The 25,912-nt window shown below is 45.6% G+C and carries 1 protein-coding gene; it reads left to right on the top strand.

The window, feature by feature from the left end:
• The first annotated feature begins 541 nt into the window (after window positions 1-541).
• Complete coding sequence (locus tag QUF19_RS10065; RefSeq protein ID WP_286292452.1) at window positions 542-25,783, top strand: retention module-containing protein; 25,242 nt, start codon at window positions 542-544, stop codon at window positions 25,781-25,783.
• Window positions 25,784-25,912 lie beyond the last annotated feature (129 nt).

Below are 25,912 nucleotides of genomic sequence, written 5' to 3'. Positions count from 1 at the left end.
TTTCCCCTATTATGAACTAATGCGCTACCAGGTGCGCCTTATGCAAGTCGTTTAATTGACTCTGGATAGAAATACATCATCTTTACTCTGGTTTCTGTCTCAAATGTGGGACTTGCCTCTGCTTTGAAGTTAACACATAGCTCACCTCAATTGATGCCACATATTCGCTAATGATTTATCAACTTTATTGCTGTATATATTTATAAATAATGAGGTGTAATTATATTGTGCGTTTATTTGCATATAAATCAGCATCCTACTAACTTTTAACTTAGGTTTTCAAACCTCAGCCAGAATACCAAGATTTGTGAAAAGACGTCTCGTCGCACAGACATGGCATTTTTTATGGGGAAGACTAGGCTTAAGGGTAAGTAAACTATAAAAAAACAGGTGAAATACTTCTCTCTTTTCAAGCCGATTGGGCATAACAATGGATTGCCATTGATGAGAGCTAAGTATGCGTTCAATTAAAACCTGCAATTGCTATTACAAATAATTTTCACAGCTCTAGAGAATAGTGCTTTGTGACAACGGGGGATATATGGATATCGAAGTTTCGCGCCAGGTTGCGGTAGTTGAAGCAACTAGTGGAGATGTCGTCGTAGTTAAGCCAGACGGCAGCGCAAGAAAAGTTTCAGTTGGCGATACCATCCGTGAAAATGAGATCGTGATTACGGCCAACAAGTCAGAGCTTGTATTAGGCGTTCAGAATGATTCGATTCCGGTTGCAGAGAATTGCGTCGGTTGTGTTGATGAAAACGCTGCATGGGTAGATGCCCCAATAGCTGGTGAGGTTAATTTTGACTTACAGCAAGCAGACGCAGAAACCTTCACTGAAGACGACCTTGCTGCAATTCAAGAAGCCATTTTAGGTGGTGCCGATCCGACTCAAATCTTAGAAGCAACGGCTGCTGGTGGTGGACTAGGTTCTGCAAATGCCGGCTTTGTGACGATTGATTATAACTACACAGAAACTCATCCATCGACATTCTTTGAGACCGCTGGTCTAGCAGAACAAACCGTTGATGAAGACAGAGAAGAATTCAGGTCGATCACCCGCTCATCCGGTGGTCAATCAATCAGTGAAACACTGACTGAAGGCTCCATATCTGGCAATACTTATCCCCAATCTATAACAACCACAGAAACGATTATTGCTGGTAGTTTAGCTCTCGCTCCTGACTCTTTCGTACCAGAAACGCTATCCCTCGCTTCACTGCTTAGTGAATTAAACAGCGACATTACTTCAAGTGGCCAGCCCGTCACCTTCACGTATGACGCGGCGACTAATTCTATCATTGGTGTTCAAGGTACCGACGAAGTATTACGTATCGACATTGATGCCGTCAGTGTTGGTAATAACATTGAGCTTTCTCTAACCACAACGATTTCTCAACCAATTGACCATGTACCGTCTGTTGGTGGTGGTCAGGTTTCCTACACTGGCGATCAAGTCGATATTACCTTTGATATTCAAGGCGAAGATACCGCTGGGAATCCGCTAGCAACACTCGTTAACGCACAAGTTTCAGTGTTTGACGGGGTAGATCCGTCTGCTGAAAGTGTCAATATCACTAACGTTGAAACTAGCAGTGCGGCAATTGAAGGAACGTTCTCGAATATTGGTAGTGATAATCTTCAATCAGCCGTATTTGATGCAAGTGCACTGGACCAGTTTGATGGGTTGCTCAGCGATAATCAAAACACGCTTGCCAGACTTTCTGATGATGGAACAACGATTACTCTGGCCATCCAAGGTCGAGGTGAGGTTGTTCTCACTATCTCGCTTGATACCGACGGCACCTATAAATTCGAGCAGTCTAATCCGATAGAACAAGTGGGCACCGATTCACTGACGTTTGCTTTGCCGATCACGATTACCGATTTTGACCAAGATGTTGTAACTAACACTATCAACATAGCTATTACTGATGGCGATAGCCCTGTTATTACTAATGTTGACAGTATTGATGTTGATGAAGCGGGCATTGTTGGCGGCTCACAAGAGGGCACGGCGCCAGTGTCTGGCACTGGCAGTATCACCGCGGACATTTTTGAAAGTGACATCATTGACCATTATGAACTTGAACCTGCAGAATTTAATACTGGTGGCAGCTTGGTTTCAAATGGCGAGGCTGTGCTACTTGAGTTGATTGATGAAACCAACGGTGTAAGAACTTACGAAGGTTATGTTGAGGTCAATGGTTCGAGAATTACGGTCTTTGACGTTAAAATTGATAGCCCTTCATTAGGGAGCTACGAATTTAATCTGTATGAAGACCTTTCACATCAAGGCGCTGAAGATGCGCTGCTAACCTTTGCATTGCCAATTTATGCTGTTGATGCAGATGGCGACCGTTCTGCACTGTCTGGAGGTTCGAACACACCAGAAGCTGCTGAGATCCTCGTTAATGTTAAAGACGATGTCGTTGAGTTAGTTGATAAGGTTGAATCAGTCACCGAGCCGACCTTAGCGGGCGATACTATTGTTTCGTATAACCTGTTCAATTTTGAAGGCGCAGATGGTTCTACAATTCAATCGTTTAACTACGACGGTGTTGATTACTCACTCGATCAAAGCCTGCTCCCCGATGCTACCCAGACTTTCAGTTTTACTGAAGGTGTCGTCACTATCTCATTAAACGGCGACTTCAGTTTTGAAGTCGATCGTGATATCGACCACTCAAGCAGTGAAACTATCGTCAAACAGTTCTCATTTTTAGCTGAAGATGGCGATGGAGATACTGATACCTCAACACTTGAGCTGAGTATTACCGATGGTCAGAACCCAACTATAGATCTGATTCCACCTGTCACTTTATCTGAAGCAGATCTTGTCGATGGTTCTGCACCAAGTGGAAGTGCAGTTAGCGCAACTGAAACGATTACCTTTACTGCAGGCAGTGATGATGTAGCAAACTTCCGGATTGAGCCAACCGAGTTCAATGTGGGTGGTGCATTAAAATCGAATGGGTTTGCGGTTGAGATAAAAGAAGATTCTGCTAACCCAGGTACTTACATCGGTTTTGTTACCAACGGTTCGAACACAGAAGTTCCAGTTTTCACGATTGCCTTCTCTACAAGTACGTTGGGCGAATACACCTTTACCTTGCTTGAAGCGTTAGACCATGTAGATGGTTTAGATAAGAACGATTTGAGCTTCGATCTGCCTGTTTATGCTGTTGATACGGACGGTGACGATTCACTGGTGTCTCAGCTAAACGTGACCATTGGTGATGATGTCCAAATCATGCAAGACGGTACGTTAGATATTGTTGAACCGAACCTTGCAGACGGTACGATCACAACCAACACCATTGATGTAATGCCAAATCAGAGTGCCGATGGCGCGACAATCACTCAGTTTACTTATGATGGTCAGCTACGAGCGCTTGACCAAAATGACACTGGGGAGCAGCAATTCAGCTTCACGGAAGGCGAACTGTTTATCACCCTTGAAGGTGAAGTGCGCTTTGAGCCGAACCGCGACCTAGACCACTCGGTGAGCGAAGATATCGTGAAGTCGATTGTCGTGACTTCAAGTGATTTTGATAATGATTCTCTGACTTCTACCGTAACGCTGACCATTACCGATGGTGATAATCCGACGATTGACGTTATTCCAAGCGTTACGCTTTCTGAAACGAATCTGAGTGATGGCTCAGCTCCGAATGGCAGCGCGGTAAGCTCGACTCAAACTATCACGTTCACCAATCAAAGTGATGATGTTGAGAAATTCCGTATTGAGCCAACGAAGTTCAACACTAACGATGATCTTAAATCGAACGGTTTAGCCGTTGAGTTACGTGAAGATCCGGCAGGGTCGGGTGACTACATTGGTTTTACGACCAGTGCGACGAATGTCGAAACCACGGTATTTACGCTTAGCTTCTCTAGCACCACATTAGGTGAATACACTTTTACTCTGCTTGAGGCTTTGGATCATCAAGATGCCCGTGGCAACAACGACCTCAGCTTTGATCTGCCTGTTTATGCGGTAGACAGTGATGGTGATGATTCAATAATGTCACCGTTAAGTGTCACTATCGGTGATGATGTTCAAATCATGCAAGATGGCACATTAGATATCGTTGAACCAAATCTTGCAGATGGCACAGTGACAACTGGTACTGTTGATGTGATGCCAAATCAAAGTGCCGATGGCGCGACGATCACGCAATTCACTTATGATGGTCAGCTTCGAACGCTTGACCAAAATGATAATGGCGAGCAGCAGTTTAGCTTCACAGAAGGTGAACTGTTCATCACGCTTCAAGGTGAAGTGCGCTTTGAGCCCAATCGCAATCTAGACCACACGCTGAACGAAGACATCGTCAAATCAATCGTGGTGACATCTAGCGATTCCGATAACGATGTATTGACCTCAACCGTCACGCTGACCATTACCGATGGTGATATCCCAACCATTGATAATGTTCCAACTGTGAGCTTGTCAGAAACCAATCTGAGTGATGGATCTGCACCAAGCGGCAGCGCGGTTAGCTCAACTCAAACCATTACTTACACTACTCAAAGTGATGATGTGACAAGCTTCCGTATTGAACCAACCGAATTTAATGTTGGTGGCGCTCTCACATCAAATGGATTAGCCGTCGAACTGAAAGCTGATCCAACCACGCCGGGTGGTTACATCGGCTTTGTTACGGATGGTTCAAACGTTGAAACCAACGTATTCACGATTAGTTTCTCGGATACCAATTTAGGCCAATACACCTTCACCTTACTTGAAGCGTTAGACCATGTTGATGGCTTAGCTAAGAATGATCTGAGCTTTGATCTGCCTGTTTACGCCGTTGATAGTGATGGCGATGATTCACTGGTGTCTCAGTTAAATGTGAACATCGGTGATGATGTTCAAATCATGCAAGACGGTACGTTAGATATCACTGAGCCAAATCTTGCAGACGGTACAATCACAACCAACACCATTGATGTGATGCCAGAACAAAGTGCCGATGGTGCGACGATCACTCAGTTTACGTATGACGGTCAAGTTAGAACACTGGATCAAACGGACAATGGTGAGCAGCAGTTTAGCTTCACAGAAGGTGAGCTATTCATCACTCTTGAAGGTGACGTGCGATTCGAACCCAATCGCAACCTAGACCACACGGCTAGCGAAGATATCGTTAGGTCGATTGTGGTGACCTCAAGCGATTCAGACAATGACGTACTGACCTCCACAGTGACACTGACCATTACCGATGGTGATATCCCGACGATTGATTCGGTGCCAAGCGTTACGCTTTCGGAAACTAACTTAAGTGACGGCTCTGCGCCTAGCGGCAGTGCAGTCAGTCAAACTGAGACGATTACTTTCACCAATCAAAGTGATGATGTAGCAAGTTTCCGTATTGAACCAACAGAGTTCAATGTCGGCGGTGCGCTAAAATCAAATGGTTTTGTGGTCGAGATAAAAGAAGACTCTGCTAATCCGGGGACTTATATCGGCTTTATTACTGATGGCTCGAACGCTGAAGTTCCAGTGTTCACCATTAGTTTCTCTACGACCACACTGGGCGAATACACCTTTACCTTACTTGAAGCGTTAGACCATGTGGACGGCTTAGACAACAATGACCTGAGCTTTGAGCTGCCTGTTTATGCGGTTGATACGGACGGCGACGATTCATTGGTATCTCAACTGAATGTAACCATCGGTGATGATGTTCAAATCATGCAAGATGGTACGTTAGATATCGTTGAGCCGAATTTGGCTGACGGTACAATCACAACCAACACCATTGATGTGATGCCAAATCAGAGTGCTGATGGTGCGGCGATCACTCAGTTTACTTATGATGGTCAACTACGAACACTTGATCAGAATGACTCTGGCGAGCAGCAATTCAGCTTCACAGAAGGCGAATTGTTCATCACTCTTGAAGGTGAAGTGCGCTTTGAGCCGAATCGCAACTTAGACCATTCCGCTAGCGAAGACATCGTGAAATCGATAGTCGTGACTTCAAGTGACTTCGATAACGATTCTCTGACTTCAACCGTAACGCTGACGATTACGGATGGTGATAACCCTACGATTGACGTTATTCCAAGTGTTACCCTTTCTGAAACTAATCTGAGCGATGGCTCTGCACCAAGTGGCAGCGCGGTCAGCTCGACTCAAACCATCACGTTTACCAATCAAAGTGATGATGTTGAGAAATTCCGTATTGAGCCAACGGAGTTCAATGCTAACGATGCTCTTAAATCGAACGGTTTAGCCGTTGAGTTACGTGAAGATCCGGCAGGGTCGGGTGACTACATTGGTTTTACGACCAGTGCGACGAATGTCGAAACCACGGTATTTACGCTTAGCTTCTCTAGCACTACATTAGGTGAATATACTTTTACTCTGCTTGAGGCTTTGGATCATCAAGATGCCCGTGGCAATAACGATCTCAGCTTTGATCTGCCTGTTTATGCGGTAGACAGTGATGGTGATGATTCAATAATGTCACCGTTAAGTGTGACCATCGGCGATGATGTTCAAATCATGCAAGACGGTACGTTAGATATCGACGAGCCAACCGTCGCTGATTTGGCTGCTGGCACAGTGACAACTAACACCATTGATGTGATGCCAAATCAAAGTGCCGATGGCGCGACGATCACTCAATTCACTTATGAGGGCCAGCTTCGAACGCTTGACCAAAATGATAACGGCGAGCAGCAGTTTAGCTTCACAGAAGGTGAACTGTTCATCACGCTTCAAGGTGAAGTGCGCTTTGAGCCGAATCGTAATTTAGACCACACACTCAGCGAAGACATCGTGAAATCAATCGTGGTGACATCTAGCGATTCCGATAACGATGTTTTGACCTCAACAGTCACGTTGACCATTACCGATGGTGATATCCCGACCATTGATAATGTGCCAACAGTGAGCTTGTCAGAAACAAGTCTGAGTGACGGCTCCTCACCAAGTGGCAGCGCGGTTAGCTCAACTCAAACCATCACTTACACCACTCAAAGTGATGATGTAACCAGCTTCCGTATTGAACCGACTGAGTTCAATGTTGGCGGTGCTCTCACATCAAATGGATTGGCGGTTGAGCTGAAGGCCGATCCAACCACTCCGGGCGGCTACATCGGCTTTGTTACTGATGGCTCGAATGTTGAAACCAACGTATTCACGATTAGTTTCTCAAGTACCAATTTAGGTCAATACACTTTCACCTTACTGGAAGCGTTAGACCATGTTGATGGTCTTGCAAATAACGATTTGAGTTTCGACTTACCGGTTTACGCTGTTGATAGCGATGGCGATGATTCACTGGTGTCTCAACTCAATGTAACCATCGGTGATGATGTTCAAATCATGCAGGATGGTACGTTAGATATCACTGAGCCAAATCTTGCAGACGGCACAATCACAACCAATACCATCGATGTGATGCCCGAGCAAAGTGCTGACGGTGCGACGATTACCCAGTTCACTTATGACGGACAAGTTCGAACTCTGGATCAAACTGACAATGGTGAGCAGCAATTTAGCTTCACTGAAGGTGAGTTGTTCATCACTCTCGAAGGTGACGTGCGATTCGAGCCAAATCGTAATTTGGACCACACTGTTAGCGAAGACATCGTGAAGTCGATTGTGGTGACCTCAAGCGATTCAGATAATGACGTACTGACATCCACAGTCACTCTGACCATTACTGATGGCGATATTCCAACTATTGATGCCGTGCCAAGCGTTACTCTGTCTGAAATCAATCTTAGTGACGGCTCTGCGTCAAGCGGCAGTGCAGTCAGTCAAACTGAGACGATTACTTTCACCAATCAAAGTGATGATGTGGCGAGTTTCCGTATTGAGCCAACCGAGTTTAATGTGGGCGGTGCACTGAAATCGAGTGGATTTGCGGTCGAGATAAAAGAAGATTCTGCTAACCCAGGTACTTACATCGGTTTTATTACCAACGGTTCGAACACAGAAGTTCCAGTTTTCACGATTGCCTTCTCTACAAGTACGTTGGGCGAATACACCTTTACCTTACTTGAAGCGTTAGACCATGTGGACGGTTTAGATAAGAACGATTTGAGCTTCGATCTGCCTGTTTATGCGGTTGATACGGACGGTGACGATTCATTGGTATCTCAACTGAATGTAACCATCGGTGATGATGTTCAAATCATGCAAGATGGTACGTTAGATATCGTTGAGCCAAATTTGGCTGATGGAACAATAACAACCAATACCATTGATGTGATGCCAAATCAGAGTGCCGATGGCGCGACGATCACTCAGTTCACTTATGACGGTGTCGTAAATACACTGGATCAAAGTATCTCAGGAGAACAGCAGTTCAGCTTCACAGAAGGCGAACTGTATATCACCCTTGAAGGTGAAGTACGCTTTGAACCTAATCGCAACTTAGACCACTCGGTGAGCGAAGACATCGTGAAATCGATAGTCGTGACTTCAAGTGACTTCGATAACGATTCTCTGACTTCAACCGTAACGCTGACCATTACCGATGGTGATAACCCAACGATTGACGTTATTCCGAGCGTTACTCTTTCTGAGACGAATCTGAGTGATGGCTCTGCTCCAAGTGGCAGCGCGGTAAGCTCGACTCAAACTATCACGTTCACCAATCAAAGTGATGATGTTGAGAAATTCCGTATTGAGCCAACGGAGTTCAACACTAACGATGATCTTAAATCGAACGGTTTAGCCGTTGAGTTACGTGAAGATCCGGCAGGGTCGGGTGACTACATTGGTTTTACGACCAGTGCGACGAATGTCGAAACCACGGTATTTACGCTTAGCTTCTCTAGCACCTCATTAGGTGAATATACTTTTACTCTGCTTGAGGCTTTGGAGCATCAAGATGCCCGTGGCAACAACGACCTCAGCTTTGATCTGCCTGTTTATGCGGTAGACAGTGATGGTGATGATTCACTGATGTCCTCGTTAAGTGTCACTATCGGTGATGATGTTCAAATCATGCAAGATGGCACATTAGATATCGTTGAACCAAATCTTGCAGATGGCACAGTGACAACTGGTACTGTTGATGTGATGCCAAATCAAAGTGCCGATGGCGCGACGATCACGCAATTCACTTATGATGGCCAACTTCGAACGCTTGACCCAAATGATAACGGCGAGCAGCAGTTTAGCTTCACGGAAGGTGAACTGTTCATCACTCTTGAAGGTGAAGTGCGCTTTGAGCCTAATCGCAATCTAGACCACACGCTGAACGAAGACATCGTGAAATCGATCGTGGTGACGTCTAGTGACTCGGATAACGATGTATTGACCTCAACCGTCACGTTGACCATTACCGATGGTGATATCCCAACCATTGATAATGTGCCAACTGTGAACTTGTCGGAAATCAATCTGAGTGACGGCTCTTCACCAAGTGGCAGCGCGGTGAGTTCAACTCAAACCATTACCTTTACTAACCAAAGTGATGATGTAACAAGTTTCCGTATTGAACCGACTGAGTTTAATGTTGGTGGCGCTCTCACATCCAACGGTTTGGCCGTCGAACTGAAAGCCGATCCAACCACACCAGGCGGCTACATCGGCTTTGTTACGGATGGTTCAAACGTTGAAACCAACGTGTTCACGATTAGCTTCTCAGGTACTAACTTAGGCCAGTACACCTTCACCTTACTTGAAGCGTTAGACCATGTAGATGGCTTGGCAAATAATGATCTGAGCTTTGATCTCCCTGTTTACGCAGTTGATAGCGATGGCGATGATTCATTAGTGTCTCAACTCAATGTAACCATCGGTGATGATGTTCAAATCATGCAGGATGGTACCTTAGATATCACTGAGCCGAACCTTGCAGACGGTACAATCACAACCAATACCATCGATGTGATGCCAAATCAGAGTGCCGATGGTGCGACAATCACTCAGTTTACTTATGACGGGCAAGTTCGCACTCTGGATCAAACTGACAGTGGTGAGCAGCAGTTTAGCTTCACCGAGGGTGAGTTATTCATCACTCTTGAGGGTGACGTGCGATTCGAGCCAAACCGTAATTTAGACCACACGCTTAGCGAAGACATCGTCAAGTCAATAGTGGTGACCTCGAGCGATTCAGATAATGACGTACTGACTTCCACAGTGATGCTGACCATTACCGATGGTGATATCCCAACCATTGATGCAGTGCCAAGCGTTACGCTTTCGGAAACTAACTTAAGTGACGGCTCTGCGCCTAGCGGCAGTGCAGTCAGTCAAACTGAGACGATTACCTTCACGAATCAAAGTGATGATGTAGCAAACTTCCGGATTGAGCCAACCGAGTTCAATGTGGGTGGTGCATTAAAATCGAATGGGTTTGCGGTTGAGATAAAAGAAGATTCTGCTAACCCAGGTACTTACATCGGTTTTGTTACCAACGGTTCGAACACAGAAGTTCCAGTTTTCACGATTGCCTTCTCTACGAGCACATTGGGTGAATACACCTTTACTCTACTTGAAGCGTTAGACCATGTGGATGGTTTAGATAAGAACGATTTGAGCTTCGATCTGCCTGTTTATGCTGTTGATACGGACGGTGACGATTCACTGGTGTCTCAGCTGAATGTGACCATCGGTGATGATGTTCAGATCATGCAGGACGGTACGTTAGATATCACCGAGCCAAATCTGGCTGATGGAACAATCACAACCAATACCATTGATGTGATGCCAAACCAAAGTGCCGATGGCGCGACGATCACTCAGTTTACTTATGATGGTCAGTTACGAACACTTGATCAGAATGATACCGGAGAACAGCAGTTTAGCTTCACAGAAGGCGAGCTGTTTATCACTCTTGAAGGTGAAGTTCGCTTTGAGCCGAACCGCGACCTAGACCACTCAGTTAGTGAAGATATCGTGAAGTCGATTGTCGTGACTTCAAGCGACTTCGATAACGATCCGGTGACTTCAACCATTACGCTGACCATTACTGATGGTGACAATCCGACTATTGATGCGGTGCCGAGCGTATCACTTGAAGAAGCTAATCTTGCTGATGGTTCCACGCCAACTGGTAGTGCGGTTAGCCAAACGGAAACCATCACTTTCACTAATCAAAGTGACGATGTTGAGAAATTCCGTTTAGAGCCAAGTGAATTTAATACCAACAACGCGCTCAAGTCCGATGGCTTAATCATTGAGATTCGAGAAGAACCAACAGGTTCAGGCAATTACATTGGTTTCACGACTGATATTTCGAATGTCGAAACCACAGTGTTTACACTCGATTTCAGCAGTACCACTTTGGGTGAGTACACCTTCACGCTTCTGGAAGCGATTGACCACACACCAATTCAAGGCAACAACGACCTAACATTTAACTTGCCAGTTTACGCGGTTGATAGCGATGGTGATGACTCTGTGATGTCGCCACTGGCTGTAACTATTACTGATGATATTCAAGTGATGGTTAATGACTCTCTCACTATTGAAGAGCCAACGGTTGCAGATTTGGCAGCAGGTACGCCGACTACGCCTATCGTTAATGTGCTTGATGAAGAAGGTGCTGATGGCACGACCATTACTCAGTTCACTTACGATGGTGGGGCGGTATTGACGCTTGACCAAAATGACACGGGTGAGCAAAAGTTTGTGGTTGCTGACGGGTCTTTGTATATCACTCTACAAGGCGATATTCGCTTCGAACCAAGTCGTAACCTCGATCATACTGGTGGCGATATCGTTAAGTCGATAGTCGTAACATCGAGTGATTCTGATAGCGATCTTGTGTCTTCAACGGTAACGCTAACCATTACCGATGGCGATATCCCAACGATTGACACTGTGCCAAGTGTTACGCTGTCAGAAACGAATCTGAGTGACGGATCTGCTCCGAATGCAAGTGCGGTAAGTTCAACTCAAACCATTACCTTTACTAACCAAAGTGATGATGTGACAAGTTTCCGTATTGAACCGACGGAGTTCAATATTGGTGGTGCTCTCACATCAAACGGATTGGCGGTTGAGTTGAAAGCCGACCCAACCACTCCGGGTGGCTACATCGGTTTTGTGACAACGGCTCCGAATGTTGAAACTAACGTGTTTACGATTAGCTTCTCGGATACCAATTTAGGTCAATACACCTTCACCTTGCTTGAAGCGTTGGATCATGTAGATGGCTTAGCGAAGAATGATCTGACCTTTGACCTTCCTGTTTATGCCGTTGATAGCGATGGTGATGATTCACTGGTGTCTCAACTTAATGTGACCATCGGTGATGATGTACAGGTCATGCAAAACCAAGCGCTTAACATTATTGAGCCAACGGTTGCTGATTTGGCTGCAGGTACTCCGACGACAGCTACTGTTGATGTGATGCCTAATCAAAGTGCCGATGGCGCGACAATTACTCAGTTTATCTACGATAACGGAGCAGTAATAACGCTCGATCAAAACGATACGGGTGAACAGAAGTTTGTCTTTGCTGAAGGTTCACTGTTCATCACCTTGCAAGGTGAAGTTCGCTTCGAACCAAACCGCAATCTTGACCACAAGCTGAGCGAAGACATCGTGAAGTCGATAGTGGTGACTTCAAGCGATTTAGATAACGATGTGGTGACGTCAACGGTCACTCTGACCATTACTGACGGTGATATTCCAACCATTGATGCAGTGCCAAGCGTTACCTTGTCTGAAACCAACCTTGCAGATGGTTCAACTCCAAGCGGCAGTGCTGTAAGTCAAACAGAGACGATTACCTTCACCAATCAAAGCGATGATGTAACCAGTTTCCGTATTGAACCAACCGAGTTCAACGTGGGTGGTGCACTTAAATCGAATGGATTTGCGGTTGAGATAAAAGAAGACCCTGCGAATCCAGGTACTTACATCGGTTTTATTACCAACGGTTCGAGCACTGAAGTTCCAGTGTTTACCATTAGTTTCTCGGCAACCACGCTAGGTGAGTACACCTTTACCTTACTTGAAGAGTTAGACCATGTAGATGGCCTAGATAAGAACGATTTGAGTTTTGATCTGCCTGTTTACGCAGTTGATAGCGATGGCGATGATTCTCTGGTATCACAACTTAACGTAACCATTGGCGATGATGTTCAAATCATGCAAGACGGTACGTTAGATATCACTGAACCAAACCTTGCAGACGGAACCATCACAACCAACACCATTGATGTAATGCCAAATCAGAGTGCCGATGGTGCGACGATCACTGAATTCTCATTTGGCGGTATTGTCAAAACACTCGATCAAAGCATCGTAGGTGAGCAGCAATTCAGTTTCACAGAAGGTGAGTTGTTTATTACTCTTCAAGGTCAAGTGCGCTTTGAACCTAATCGTGACCTTGACCACTCTGCCAGCGAAGACATCGTGAAGTCGATTGTCGTTACTTCAAGTGATTTTGATAACGATCCAGTGACTTCAACCGTTACGCTGACCATTACCGATGGTGATATTCCAACTATCGATGCGGTACCAAGCGTTACGCTCTCAGAAACAAACCTAGCTGATGGTTCTGCACCAAATGCTGGCGCGGTCAGCTCAACACAGACGATTACTTTCACCAACCAAAGTGATGATGTGGTTCGCTTCCGTTTGGAACCAACCGAGTTCAATACTAACGATGCACTTAAGTCGAATGGCTTAGCGGTCGAACTACGTGAAGACCCTCAAGGCTCTGGTCAGTACGTCGGTTTTACTACCAGTTCGTCTAATGTAGAGACGACAGTATTTACACTGGACTTCAACTCTGGAACCTTAGGCGAATACACATTTACGTTAATCGAAGCTCTGGATCATCAAGATGCGCGTGGCAACAACGATTTAAGCTTTAATCTACCGGTGTATGCGGTTGATAGTGATGGCGATGACTCGTTAGTTTCTCAGCTTGGCGTAACCATTGGTGACGATGTGCAGTTGATGCAAGACGGCACAATCACCAGTCGTGAACCGACAGCAAGTGTCGAAACATCAAATACCTTTGATGTGATGCCAAATCAAAGTGCTGATGGAGCCAAAGTTACTTCATTTGTTTTCGATGGTAATACTGCAGAAAGCCTTGATTTAAATGTGAATGGTGAACAAGAGTTCGTCTTCACGGAAGGCTCGGTATTCATTACGACGGAAGGTGAGATACGTTTCGAACCAGTGCGCAATCAAAACCATGCAGGCGGTGATATTACCAAATCTATTGAGGTGACGACTGTTGATCTCGATGGCGATATTGTTACATCGACAGTGACACTGAAGATTGTTGATGGTGACCTTCCTACCATCGACCTTGTTCCTGGAATTATGTTATCTGAAGTGGATCTGGCTGATGGCTCTGTGCCAACGGGCAACCCAGTAACGATGACGCAAACCATTACCTATACTGTCGGTAGTGACGACGTAAGCCATTTCAGAATTGACCCTATGCAGTTCAATACTTCAGGGGCTTTGAAATCGAACGGTTTAGATGTCGAGATAAAAGAGCAACCAGCTAATTCTGGTAATTTCATTGGCTTCGTTAAAGACGGTTCTAACGTAGAAACCAACGTCTTCACGATCAGCTTCTCGACGAGCAATTTAGGGCAATACACGTTCACACTGCTTGAAGCGTTAGATCATGTAGATGGATTACAAAACAATATACTAAGCTTCGATGTCCCTGTTTTAGCGGTTGATGCGGATGGTGATGATTCTGCAATGTCGCCAATGACGGTTGCGATCACCGATGACGTACAAGGCGTTCAAGATCGTACATTGAGTATCACTGAGCCTTCATTAGCTGATTTGGCATCGGGTACGCCACCAACGACGCCAATCATCGATGTTATGCCAACGCAGAGTGCTGATGGCGCGAAAGTGACACAGTTTACTTACGATGGTGGCACAGCTGTAACGTTAGACCCAAGCATCTCTACAGAACAAGTCTTTACCGTAACCGATGGCTTGCTGTACATCACTATTGAAGGGGAAGTTCGTTTTGAACCGAGCCGAGATCTAGACCATTCATCTGGCGACATTGTAAGAACGATTGTCGTCACCACCAGTGATTTTGATAACGATACAGACACCGCGGATGTCACTTTGACGATCAAAGACGGTATCGATCCAGTTATCAATGTGGTTCCAGATGTTAACTTATCGGAAGTCAACCTAGCGGATGGCTCGACGCCAACTGGTTCTCCGGTAAGTTCGACTCACACAATCACTTACACCGAAGGAAGTGATGATTTTAGTCACTTTAGAATTGCGACCAACGAATTCAATCCTGGCGATCTGTTGAAATCAAGTGGTCTTGTTGTTCAACTAAAAGAAGATCCTGCTTCTGCTGGTGACTACATTGGTTATACCGATGATGGTATGGGTAACGTTACCGATGTATTTACCATTAGCTTTGATAGTGTAAACAAAGCTCAGTTTACATTTACCTTGATTGAGGCGCTTGATCACCTTGATGGCGTGCTCAACAACGACCTTACTTTCCGCTTACCTATCTATGCTGTTGATACCGATGATTCTGAGTCAACAAAGCGCGATGTGGTGGTTACGATAGAAGATGACATCCAGCAAATGCAAGATGGCTTCTTAACCATTACCGAGCCAAATTCTGGTGCGCCAACAACAACTACCGTTGATGTGATGCCAATACCAAGTGCAGATGGCGCGAACATTACGCAGTTCACGTATGACGGTGGTTCTCCAATTACTCTGAATCAGAACATCAGTGGCGAACAAGAGTTTGTTTTCACTGAAGGTTCATTGTTTGTGACATTAGATGGTGACGTAAGGTTTGAGCCAAATCGAAACCTTGATCACTCTGCAGGTAACATTGTTAAGTCAATCGTGTTCACGTCTTCAGATTTTGATAACGATATCTTTTCGTCGACGGTTACGCTCACCATTATTGATGGTGATGGACCAACAATCGACGTTGTGCCGGGTGTGGCATTGTCAGAAAGCTTACTTGCGGATGGTTCAACGCCTAGTGTGAACCCTGTGAGTATGACTCAAACCATTACTTCACTTGCAAGCAGTGATGATATTGCTGAAATAGTGGTGGAAGTAGGGTTGTTCAATACCAACGGCGCGTTGAAGTCGGACGGTTTGTCACTGAGTTTGCGTGAAGACCCTGTAAATTCTGGCGACTACATTGCATTTACTACTAATGGTTCGGGTGTTGAGAAAGTTATCTTCACTCTAGATTTTGATGACACGAACCCGAGCCAATACACATTTACTCTGCTTGAACGTTTAGACCATGTTGATGGCTTGGGAAATAACGATCTCAGCTTTGATCTTTCTGTTTACGCTGAAGATACCGATGGTGATATTTCAGCGTCTAAACCGCTGACAGTCACCATCACCGATGATGTTCAGCTGATGCAGTCAGGTGCGCTCAACATTACTGAGCCAACCACGGGAACACCGACTACAGCGGTCTTTGATGTGATGCCTGCGCAAAGCGCAGATGGTGCCACAATCACTAAGTTTACCTATGGCAGCCAACCTGAAGAGTCTCTGGTACAAACCGACACGGGTGAGCAAGAATTTGTTTTCACTGAAGGTTCTCTGTTTATCAATCTTGAAGGGGATGTACGTTTCGAACCTAACCGTAATCTCGATCATTCGGGTGGTAACATCGTCAAGACAATTACGGTGACATCGGAAGATAAAGATGGCGATATTGTCACTTCGACTGTAACGCTAACTATTGCAGATGGCGCGCCACCAACAATCGACACCGTACCGACTGTCGCGTTGGCTGAAGCAAATCTGGTTGATGGCTCTTCACCAGGCTTACCTGTCAGCCAAACTGAAACCATTACTTTCACAGCAGGAAGTGATGATGTTAGCTACTTCCGCATTGATCCGGCTCAATTCAACACATCAGGAGATCTGCAAGCGGATGGTTTGGTGGTTCAGCTAAAAGAAGACCCTCTGAACAGCGATAATTATATTGGTTACGTTGAAAGCGGCGGTGTCCAAACGGATATCTTCACCATCACGTTTAGCAGCGTGGTTCTAGGAGAGTATACATTCACCTTGTTGGAAGAGTTAGATCACCTGCCAGTACAAGGTAACAATGATCAAATCTTCACCTTGCCAGTTATAGCAGTCGACAAAGACAACACTGACTCAGCGGTGAAGCCGCTAACGGTGACGATTACCGATGATGTGCCAACCATTACTGATACCACTGGCGCGAGTACGTTTGTGGTTGATGAAGATGATTTAGGTACTCTGGCACAAGCGACGGGTTCGTTTGTTACCACAGAAGGTGCGGACCAAGTTGAAGTTTACGAACTACGTAATATCTCAGCGCTGGAAGCAACGCTATCGTCGGGCAATGAAGGTATTAAGATCACTGAGATCACCGGTGCTGCCAACACGACCACCTACCAAGGGGCGACCGACCCAAGTGGAACGCCAATTTTCACATTAGTGCTGACTGATGATGGTGCTTACACCTTTACCTTGCTTGGCCCTCTCAATCACGCTACGACACCGAGTAACCTCGATACATTAACAATACCGTTTGATGTTGTTGCCGTTGACGGTGACGGTGATGATTCTAACCAATATGTATTACCGATCGAAGTGCTCGATGATGTGCCTGTGATGACGGCGCCGACGGGTGAAACGGTTGTTGATGAAGACGATCTTACAGGTATTGGTTCGGATCAAACGGAAGACACCATCATCAATGGACTGTTCACGGTCGATGAAGGTGCCGATGGTGTTGTTAAGTACGAATTGGTTGATGAAGATTTGGTTCTGACGGGCTTAACCTCCGATGGAGAAAGCTTAGAGTGGTTAGCTGTTTCACAGGTAGGCACAACATTTACCTATACTGCTCAAACGGTGACGGGCAACGAAGCGGTATTCGAAATTGTTTTCGATACCTCAAACAACAGTTATCAATTTGAATTGTTTAAACCGCTTAAACACCCTGATGGTGCCGATGAAAATAACATCGAACTTGATTTCTCAGTCGTGGCTGAAGACTTTGACCAAGACCAATCAAACGCAATCGATTTAAAAATTACGGTAACCGATGATGTTCCGTTAGTGACAACTCAGTCGATCACTCGTATTGAAGGTCAGGGGTATGGCAACTCTAAAGTCGATATGTTTGCCAATGCGACGGATGTGGGGGCTGATGGCGCGGTACTGAGTCGAATTGAGGGCATCTCAAATAATGGTGCAGATATTGTTTTCCGTAGCGGGAACAATGGGCCATATAGTAGCGGCTTCGATTTAAACAGCGGTAGCCAACAAGTTCGAGTCTACGAGCAAACAAATGGCGGTGCTGATACTCGTGAACTTGGCCGTCTACGCATCAACTCAAATGGTGAGGTTGAATTCAGAGCTAACGGCTATTTAGATCATGACGGTGATGACACCATCGACTTCTCTATTAATGTGATTGCCACAGATGGAGATTTAGACACCTCTGAAACACCGTTAGATATCACGATTACTGATAGGGACTCTACAAGAATCGCGCTGAAAGTGACGACCTTCGAGGATGCGGGTAGAGATTCAACCATACTTTACGCAACAGGTGATGCACCGACTCTAGAGAACGTTCAAGATAACCAGAGTGGTTTGCCTAATGCCCCTGCACAAGTCGCGTTGCAGGTTAACCTGAAGGACCAAGATAACAACGAGTCCATCGGCCAACTGACGATCCAAAGTGGCAATCACAGAGGGACGTTCTATTACTTTGATGGCGTGGAATATCACAAACTAGTGGCAGAACCAAACGGCGATATCTTGTTTGGTCCGCCTCAAATACAGCAGAGCTTTGCTCCAAGCACGAACCAACCATTAGATATCATCGCGACAATCGACAACTTGTTCTTTGTTCCAGACCAGAATTTTGGTTCTGGTGAAAATGGGGTTCGAATCAATTATGAACTTGAAATTGACAACAACAATAACAATCCTGATCACACCGTTAATTCAAACTTCAGAATAGAGATTGAAGCTGTGGCTGATATTGCGACTTGGGATGACACCAGTAGCACGTATCAGTATCAAGTGAACGAAGATGAAGACAACGTTACCCTGCAATTAAACGCTGAATCACAAGATAACAGCCGCACTGAAACCATTACCTATGAGCTCGAAGTTGTTCAGGGAGATGGTAAGTTTGAGTTGCTTGACCAAAATGGCACAGTGCTTACGCCAGTTAATGGTGTTTATATCATCACATCTGCTGATATCAATAGCACCGTAGTTAACCCTATTGATAACTTCTCTGGGCAAATTGAGTTCAAAGCGACGGCAATTACGGAAGAGACGCTTAATCCATACGATGATGCAGCCAGCGGTGGAGCAAACGATAAGACGACGGCTCGTTCTGTAGATCAAAACATCATTATTGATGTCACTGCTGACGCCGACCCTGGCAAATTCAGTGTGAGTCGTATCAAGATCAACGAAGACAACATCGATGATCCTGATTACATTGGTCCTTTGGACAACAAAGACGCATTCACGCTAGACGAAGTCATCACCATGACTGGGTCAGTGGATACCGATGGTTCTGAAGAACTGTTTGTTCGTATCAGCAATGTTACTGAAGGCGCGGTGCTCTATTTCCTAGGGACGACTACAGTTGTTCCTACAGTCAGTGGTACCAATTACCAAGAAATTGCGTATTCCGATTTGGCTAACGTGGAAGTTGTTCCTACCAAACACAGCAATGTGGATTTTACTTTCGATGTAACCGGTGTGGTTAAAGACACCGCGAACCTTTCTTCAGGTGCGCAAGTCGATGAAGAAATACTGGGTACTAAGACGGTCAACGTCGAGGTTAAAGGTGTTGCTGATGTTCCTTATGGTGGAACGAATGGTACAGATTGGACAACGTTTGATGACGGCACAACGAGTGGTGTTCAAACGACCATTGAAGAGAGTCAAAACGGCGATAGATTTGCTCTGCTGGACTTCACAGTATTGTCTGGAGAAAGAAGACCTGATGACCCAACAGATTCTCCTCTAACTGGAGATGGTTCTGAAGCCATCACTGTAATTCTTTCAGGTATTCCTGATGGCGTTATTCTGGAAGACGGCGACGGTACAGTGATTGATCTTAACTTTGTTGGTTACGAGACTGGACCGGGCGGTAGTCCTGACTTATCCAAACCTATCTATGAAGCGAACATTACTGAGGCAGGTAAAACCTCAGGCATTCGCATCAGACCTGTCGATTCGTCGACGGAGAATATCCATATTCAAGGCAAAGTGATCGTGACTGAAAACGATGGTCATACGCTTTCTTTTGATCAGGAAGTTCGAGTGTTGGTAGAGCCTAGGATCGATACCTCAGCAACTTACAATACCGTGACCAACGGCGACGAAGATACGGCTATCAATATTGATTGGCACCCAGAGGGTACTGACTATATTGACGATGATGAGCATTTCACTTCTATTGTCATCAGTGACATTCCAACAGATGTTGAAAGTGTTGTGGTTAATGGAGATGTAACTTGGGTTTACGATGCTGCCGCAGGCACTTTAACCATCACACCTAAGAGTGGCCAGACGCCAGAAGAGTTCACTCAAATTGCGCTAAACAATAACTTCATCCAAATCACACCAGCTCAAGATTCAAGTACTGATTTCACGCTTGATACCGTGGTGATGATTGAAGAGCGAGATCACGAATACGTCGACGCTGGCAATCCTGGTCAAGGCATCGTTACCGCGACGATTAACGGTTCTATTGATGTTCAAGTGCGACCTGTGGTTGAACCAGAAGATGCCAATAACAAACTTGTTGTCGATGAGGTTTTAGGTCTCACAGATCTAACAACAGTGGTTGCAAATGCTCTGACCGGTGTCCTCAAATTTACAACCAACAGTGGCAATGCATCGGTAACGGATGAGTTTGTTATTCGTTACGAAGAAACTGATGCTTCGTCTGCTATCGAAGAAGTGGACCAGTTAGTTATTCAATTGACAAACGTGGACGACTCGGCGCTATCAGATGATGTGCTCAATCAGTTACTTGTTATTGGTGCTGCATACGAAGGTAATGGTCGCTGGGTTGTAACCAATGAAGATCTGTTTAGCATTGGTGCACCGAACGGTCTAGCATTTCCGCCAGTTTCTAATATCCCCGGCGTTTTCAATGACATCAAGATGACCATCTTTAGTACAGTGGTTGATCGCGGTGATGGTGTTGAAATTGAGTCATCAGCGGCGGTTCAAAGGGAAGGTGAAGTAAATCTATCGTTCCCAGAAGTGCTTGTTGGCGGGAATGAGGTAGCTGCAGATATTACGATGACACCAGACAGCGTTGTTGATGCTATAGAAGACACACAGCTAGACTTAGGATCTGCGCTAAATAGTTTGATCACTTTCTCTGGCGAGGATGCTTCAACAGACCAAGTGACCATCATTATTGATGACTCAGTTACTATTAATCCAGGCGGCACCTTCCCAATCAGTTTGTCGGGAAGCAGTGAAGTCGACTTCGTTAACGGCAAATATGTATTCGAAACAACAGTAGATCAAGGCGTTTCAACGGACTTTTCTGGGCTGTTACTGAACCTACCAGCGGACTACTCTGGTGACTTTAAGTTACCACTAACCATTGTGACCAAAGACCTCCTTTCAGGTGATGAAAAAACCTTGGTGACCGATGTGGTAATCAAAGTTGCGCCAGATGTTGAAGGCAACCCTGACATCGACGTTACAGTCACAGGCTCATTAGACGATTTGTTTAATCCTGTCGATACTGATGGCCAAGCTGGGCAAGATCCAGTTGGCTACGAAGATACCTATATCCAGCTTGATTTCAGCTCAACTATTACTGACCAAGTAAGTGGGGTTGAAGGTGGTGACGAAAAATTCACATCTATTACGCTGACTTTGGATGACACGAGTGTCGGTGCGTTTTATACCAGCGCGGGTGTTTCTCTTGGCACAACGGTGACCTTCGATGAAGCTCAGATCAACGCGGGTGCTCTAGACAACGTATTGTTCCGACCTGCGCCAAACTACCCAACGGGTAATGACGTTAATCAGGTTCAAGTGAATGTCAGCGGGACAATTACCGACACGGCTACCTACAATGAGACAGCTTCTCCTGCTGGCAGCGCAGTCGATACGGATACTTTCTCTACGAGTGTGAACTTTGAAGTGGTTCCTGTCGTGGATGATGTCCTTGTCACAGGACCGGGCAGTGATCCGGATGTTATCGAGATTACAGGAAACGAAGACCAACTTATTTCCTTGTCAGGTACGGGGCCAGTATCGATCGCATTGACTGACCTTGATGGCTCAGAGCAGTTCGTTTCGATTAAGTTTACGGGTGTACCAGATGGCTTCTTAATGAGTGCAGATGCTGCCTCAACTTACACTGTGAAGAACAACGGTGGTGGTGAATGGAGTGTTCAACTGCCTCAAGCATCAGGATTGTCATTCGACCTCAGTGAGCTGTCGATTTTACCACCGAAAAATTTCAGTGGTACGGCCGAGTTTGGTGTTGAAGTCTTCACTCAAGAATCTTTGTTGGGTGTGCCTACTGCTGCGGCAAACTTGCCAAGCTTCAAGCTGCATGTGGTACCTGTTGGTGATGATGTCGATACCAATCCAACTGACTCTGTGACAGGCAACGAAGGTCAAAACATTGATATCGAAATCAATGCGACTATTTTGGACAAAGAATTGTCGGCAACAGGAAGCGGAACGTTTACTGAAAATGCTCCTGAAACACTTCGAGTTGAAGTGGCGGGTGTGCCTCAAGATGCTTCTATTTTCTATCCAGACGGCACGACATTGGCTAGCTACGATTCGGGGACACAACTATGGACACTTGATGTTCCTGCTCAGTCGCTCGATAAAATCGTATTTAATTCGGGTGAACACAACAGCGATACGGGCAATGTGCTTGGCATTAATGGACCATTACAAATTACGGTTCGCTCGGTGGATACAGATGCTGACAACACCGAATACTTAGGTACACCAACCAGCTTCGATGTTGATTTAGTGATTGATCCTATCAATGATCAACCGACGTTTGTGAATGTGACCAACATTGAAACGGCGGAAGATATTAGCATTGCTATCGACAACTTCAGTATCTACGATGTTGACGCTAACTTTGATAACCCAGATGCGCCGTATGTTCTTACGTTGCAAGTGCATCAAACGCTGCAGGGAGCGCAAGGTGTGTTTGAGTTTACGAGCTCACCTGACGTGACGTTTGTATTGCAACCTGACGGTTCATTGGTGATTACCGGTAAAGAAGCTGATATCAATATCGCATTGACTAATGGAACAGTGACTTTCAAACCAGACCCAGATCAGAACTACCTTAACCAGAGTGGTTTAGTCACAATCAATGCAACGCTCAATGATGGTGGTAATAACGGCTTGATTGACGCGGGTGATCCGAATACCGCTCAAACCAATCAAACTACGTTCACCATTAAGGTGACGGAAGTGAATGACGCTCCGGTGGCGACTGATGTCGATTTAGGCTCGATTGCGGAAGACGGTCAAATTGTGATTGTTGAAAGTGACTTGATTGCAGCGAGTTCTGATCTAGAAAACCATAACCTCACGGTAACCGGCGTAACTATTACCCAAGGTCAAGGTCAGCTAACGCGCTTTGAAAATGCTGGTGGTGCTGATGACGCTGGGATAACTGGACCATTCTGGATATTCATTGCAGCCAATGATTTCAATGGCGATGTGAAGTTCAATTACGACATCATTGATGACGGTACCACCAATGGTGTGGATGATTTCTTAACTGATAATGCTGAAATTAGCCTTGTGGTGACTGAAGTCAATGACCAGCCAGTGGCATCGGACATTGATTTGGGCACCATGCTTGAAGAAGGTCAGTTGATCATCAAAGAAGAAGACCTGATTACCGCAACCACTGATCCGGAAAACGACACGATTACCGTGAACAGTTTGGTGCTCGATCAAGGTCAGGGTCAATTACAGCGCTTTGAGAACGTGGGCGGTGCTGATGATGCTACGATCACTGGCCCGTACTGGGTATTTACTGCAGCCAACGAATACAGCGGTGATGTTAAGTTCACTTATACCGTTGAGGATGATGGTACAACCAACGGCGCTAATGATTTCTTAACAGACACCGGCGAAATCAGCGTTGTGGTAACGGAAGTGAATGATCAGCCGGTGGCAACGGACATTGACTTAGGAAACATCCTTGAAGAAGGTCAGTTGATCATCAAAGAGGGCGACTTAATTGCTGCGACGAGCGACCCGGAAAATGACACGATTACCGTGACTAATTTGGTGCTCGATGAAGGCCAAGGCCAATTACAGCGCTTCGAGAACGTGGGTGGTGCTGATGACGCTATGATCACTGGCCCGTACTGGATATTTACGGCGGCTGATGAATACAACGGTAACGTTAAGTTCACCTATACCGTTGAAGATGATGGTACAACCAACGGCGCTAATGATTTCCTAACGGATACAGCGGAGATCACCGCGATTGTCGATGGAGTGAACGATACACCTGTCGTTAATGGTGACAGTGTCACTACGATTGTGGACGAGGATGCTGGTCAGCTATTGAGTGGTATCAATGTCAGTGACCCTGATTATGTTGATACATTTTCTGATGATCTCATGACCGTCACGCTGACAGTGGATTACGGTACATTGAACGTTTCACTTCCGGCAGTGACGACGGTGATGGTCAATGGCAACAATACCGGTTCGGTTATCTTAGTTGGCACTCTGAGTGACTTAAATGCACTGATTGATACGCCAACCAGTCCAAATGGTGTCTACCTTGATGCGAGTCTGTCTCCAACCAATAGCATTGGCTTAGAAGTTGTCGCTAAAGACAGCGGTAACCCTTCTGGTATTGCGATAGAGACAACGCCTGTTGTTTACAACATCGCGGTAACGCCAGTCGCGAATGCGCCAACCTTGTCGATTGATACTGCGTCTAATTATGTGAGAAACATTACTGCGAGCCAGTCAGTCAGTGCGAGTGGTATTCCTTTGGTTGGAATTATCGCTGCCTTAACGGACATTACTGAGGAGCTAACGTTGCATATTAGTGATGTGCCTGCTGGCGCTCAAATCACCAGTGATGTCGGTTCTGTGACCGATCTCGGTGGTGGTGTTTGGGTGGCAACGGCAGATGCGATCGATAGCTTGCAGGCGGTAGGACTTTCTCAAACTCCGGGTAGCTACACGCTTAAAGTTGAGGCGGTTTCTGAAGAAACTGACAACAACGACACGGCGACCTCGGCTTCAATCGACCTTAACCTGAATATTGTATCTGACGCGGTCGACATTAACCTGGCTTCGGAAACCGACGATATTCAACTATTGGCTGGCGCGAATGCGACTGACCTAACTGCGGGTTCTGGAAATGATCGACTGGAAGGTGGCGCGGGTGACGATACGCTGTTTGGCGGTGACGGTAACGACACACTGATTGGCGGCGGCGGTTCAGATATCCTAACTGGTGGTGATGGAATGGATTCGTTCGTATGGCTTAATATCGAAGATGGCGTTGAAGACACCATTACTGATTTCAGCCTATCTGAAGGTGACCAGATCGACTTGCGCGAAGTATTGCCAGAGCTGAAGAACACATCTCCAGACATGACCGCGTTACTGCAACAGATAGACGCGAAAGTGGAAGGGGATGATATTGAGCTTACGATCAAGTCTGATGGTTTAGGTACTACGGAACAGGTGATTGTGGTTGAAGACCTTGCTCCTCAGCTAACCTTAAGTGGCACTATGCCTTCGGATATTTTGGATGCGTTAGTGCAACAAAATGTCATCACTCACGGTTAACGTTACATTGGAGGTTAGCTATTAGAATCTAACGATTAAACTAAAAGCGAACCATTTAACCATAACGAAAGAGGCCAGCATTGCTGGCCTCTTTTTTGTCTCTGTATAAATCGAAAAGAGTTACTTAAG

The sequence above is a fragment of the Vibrio sp. FE10 genome (assembly GCF_030297155.1).
GTDB classification, from domain to species: domain Bacteria; phylum Pseudomonadota; class Gammaproteobacteria; order Enterobacterales; family Vibrionaceae; genus Vibrio; species Vibrio apostichopi.
The sequence above is the reverse complement of the archived record's forward strand: the minus strand, read 5'-3'. Positions and strand labels throughout refer to the sequence as shown.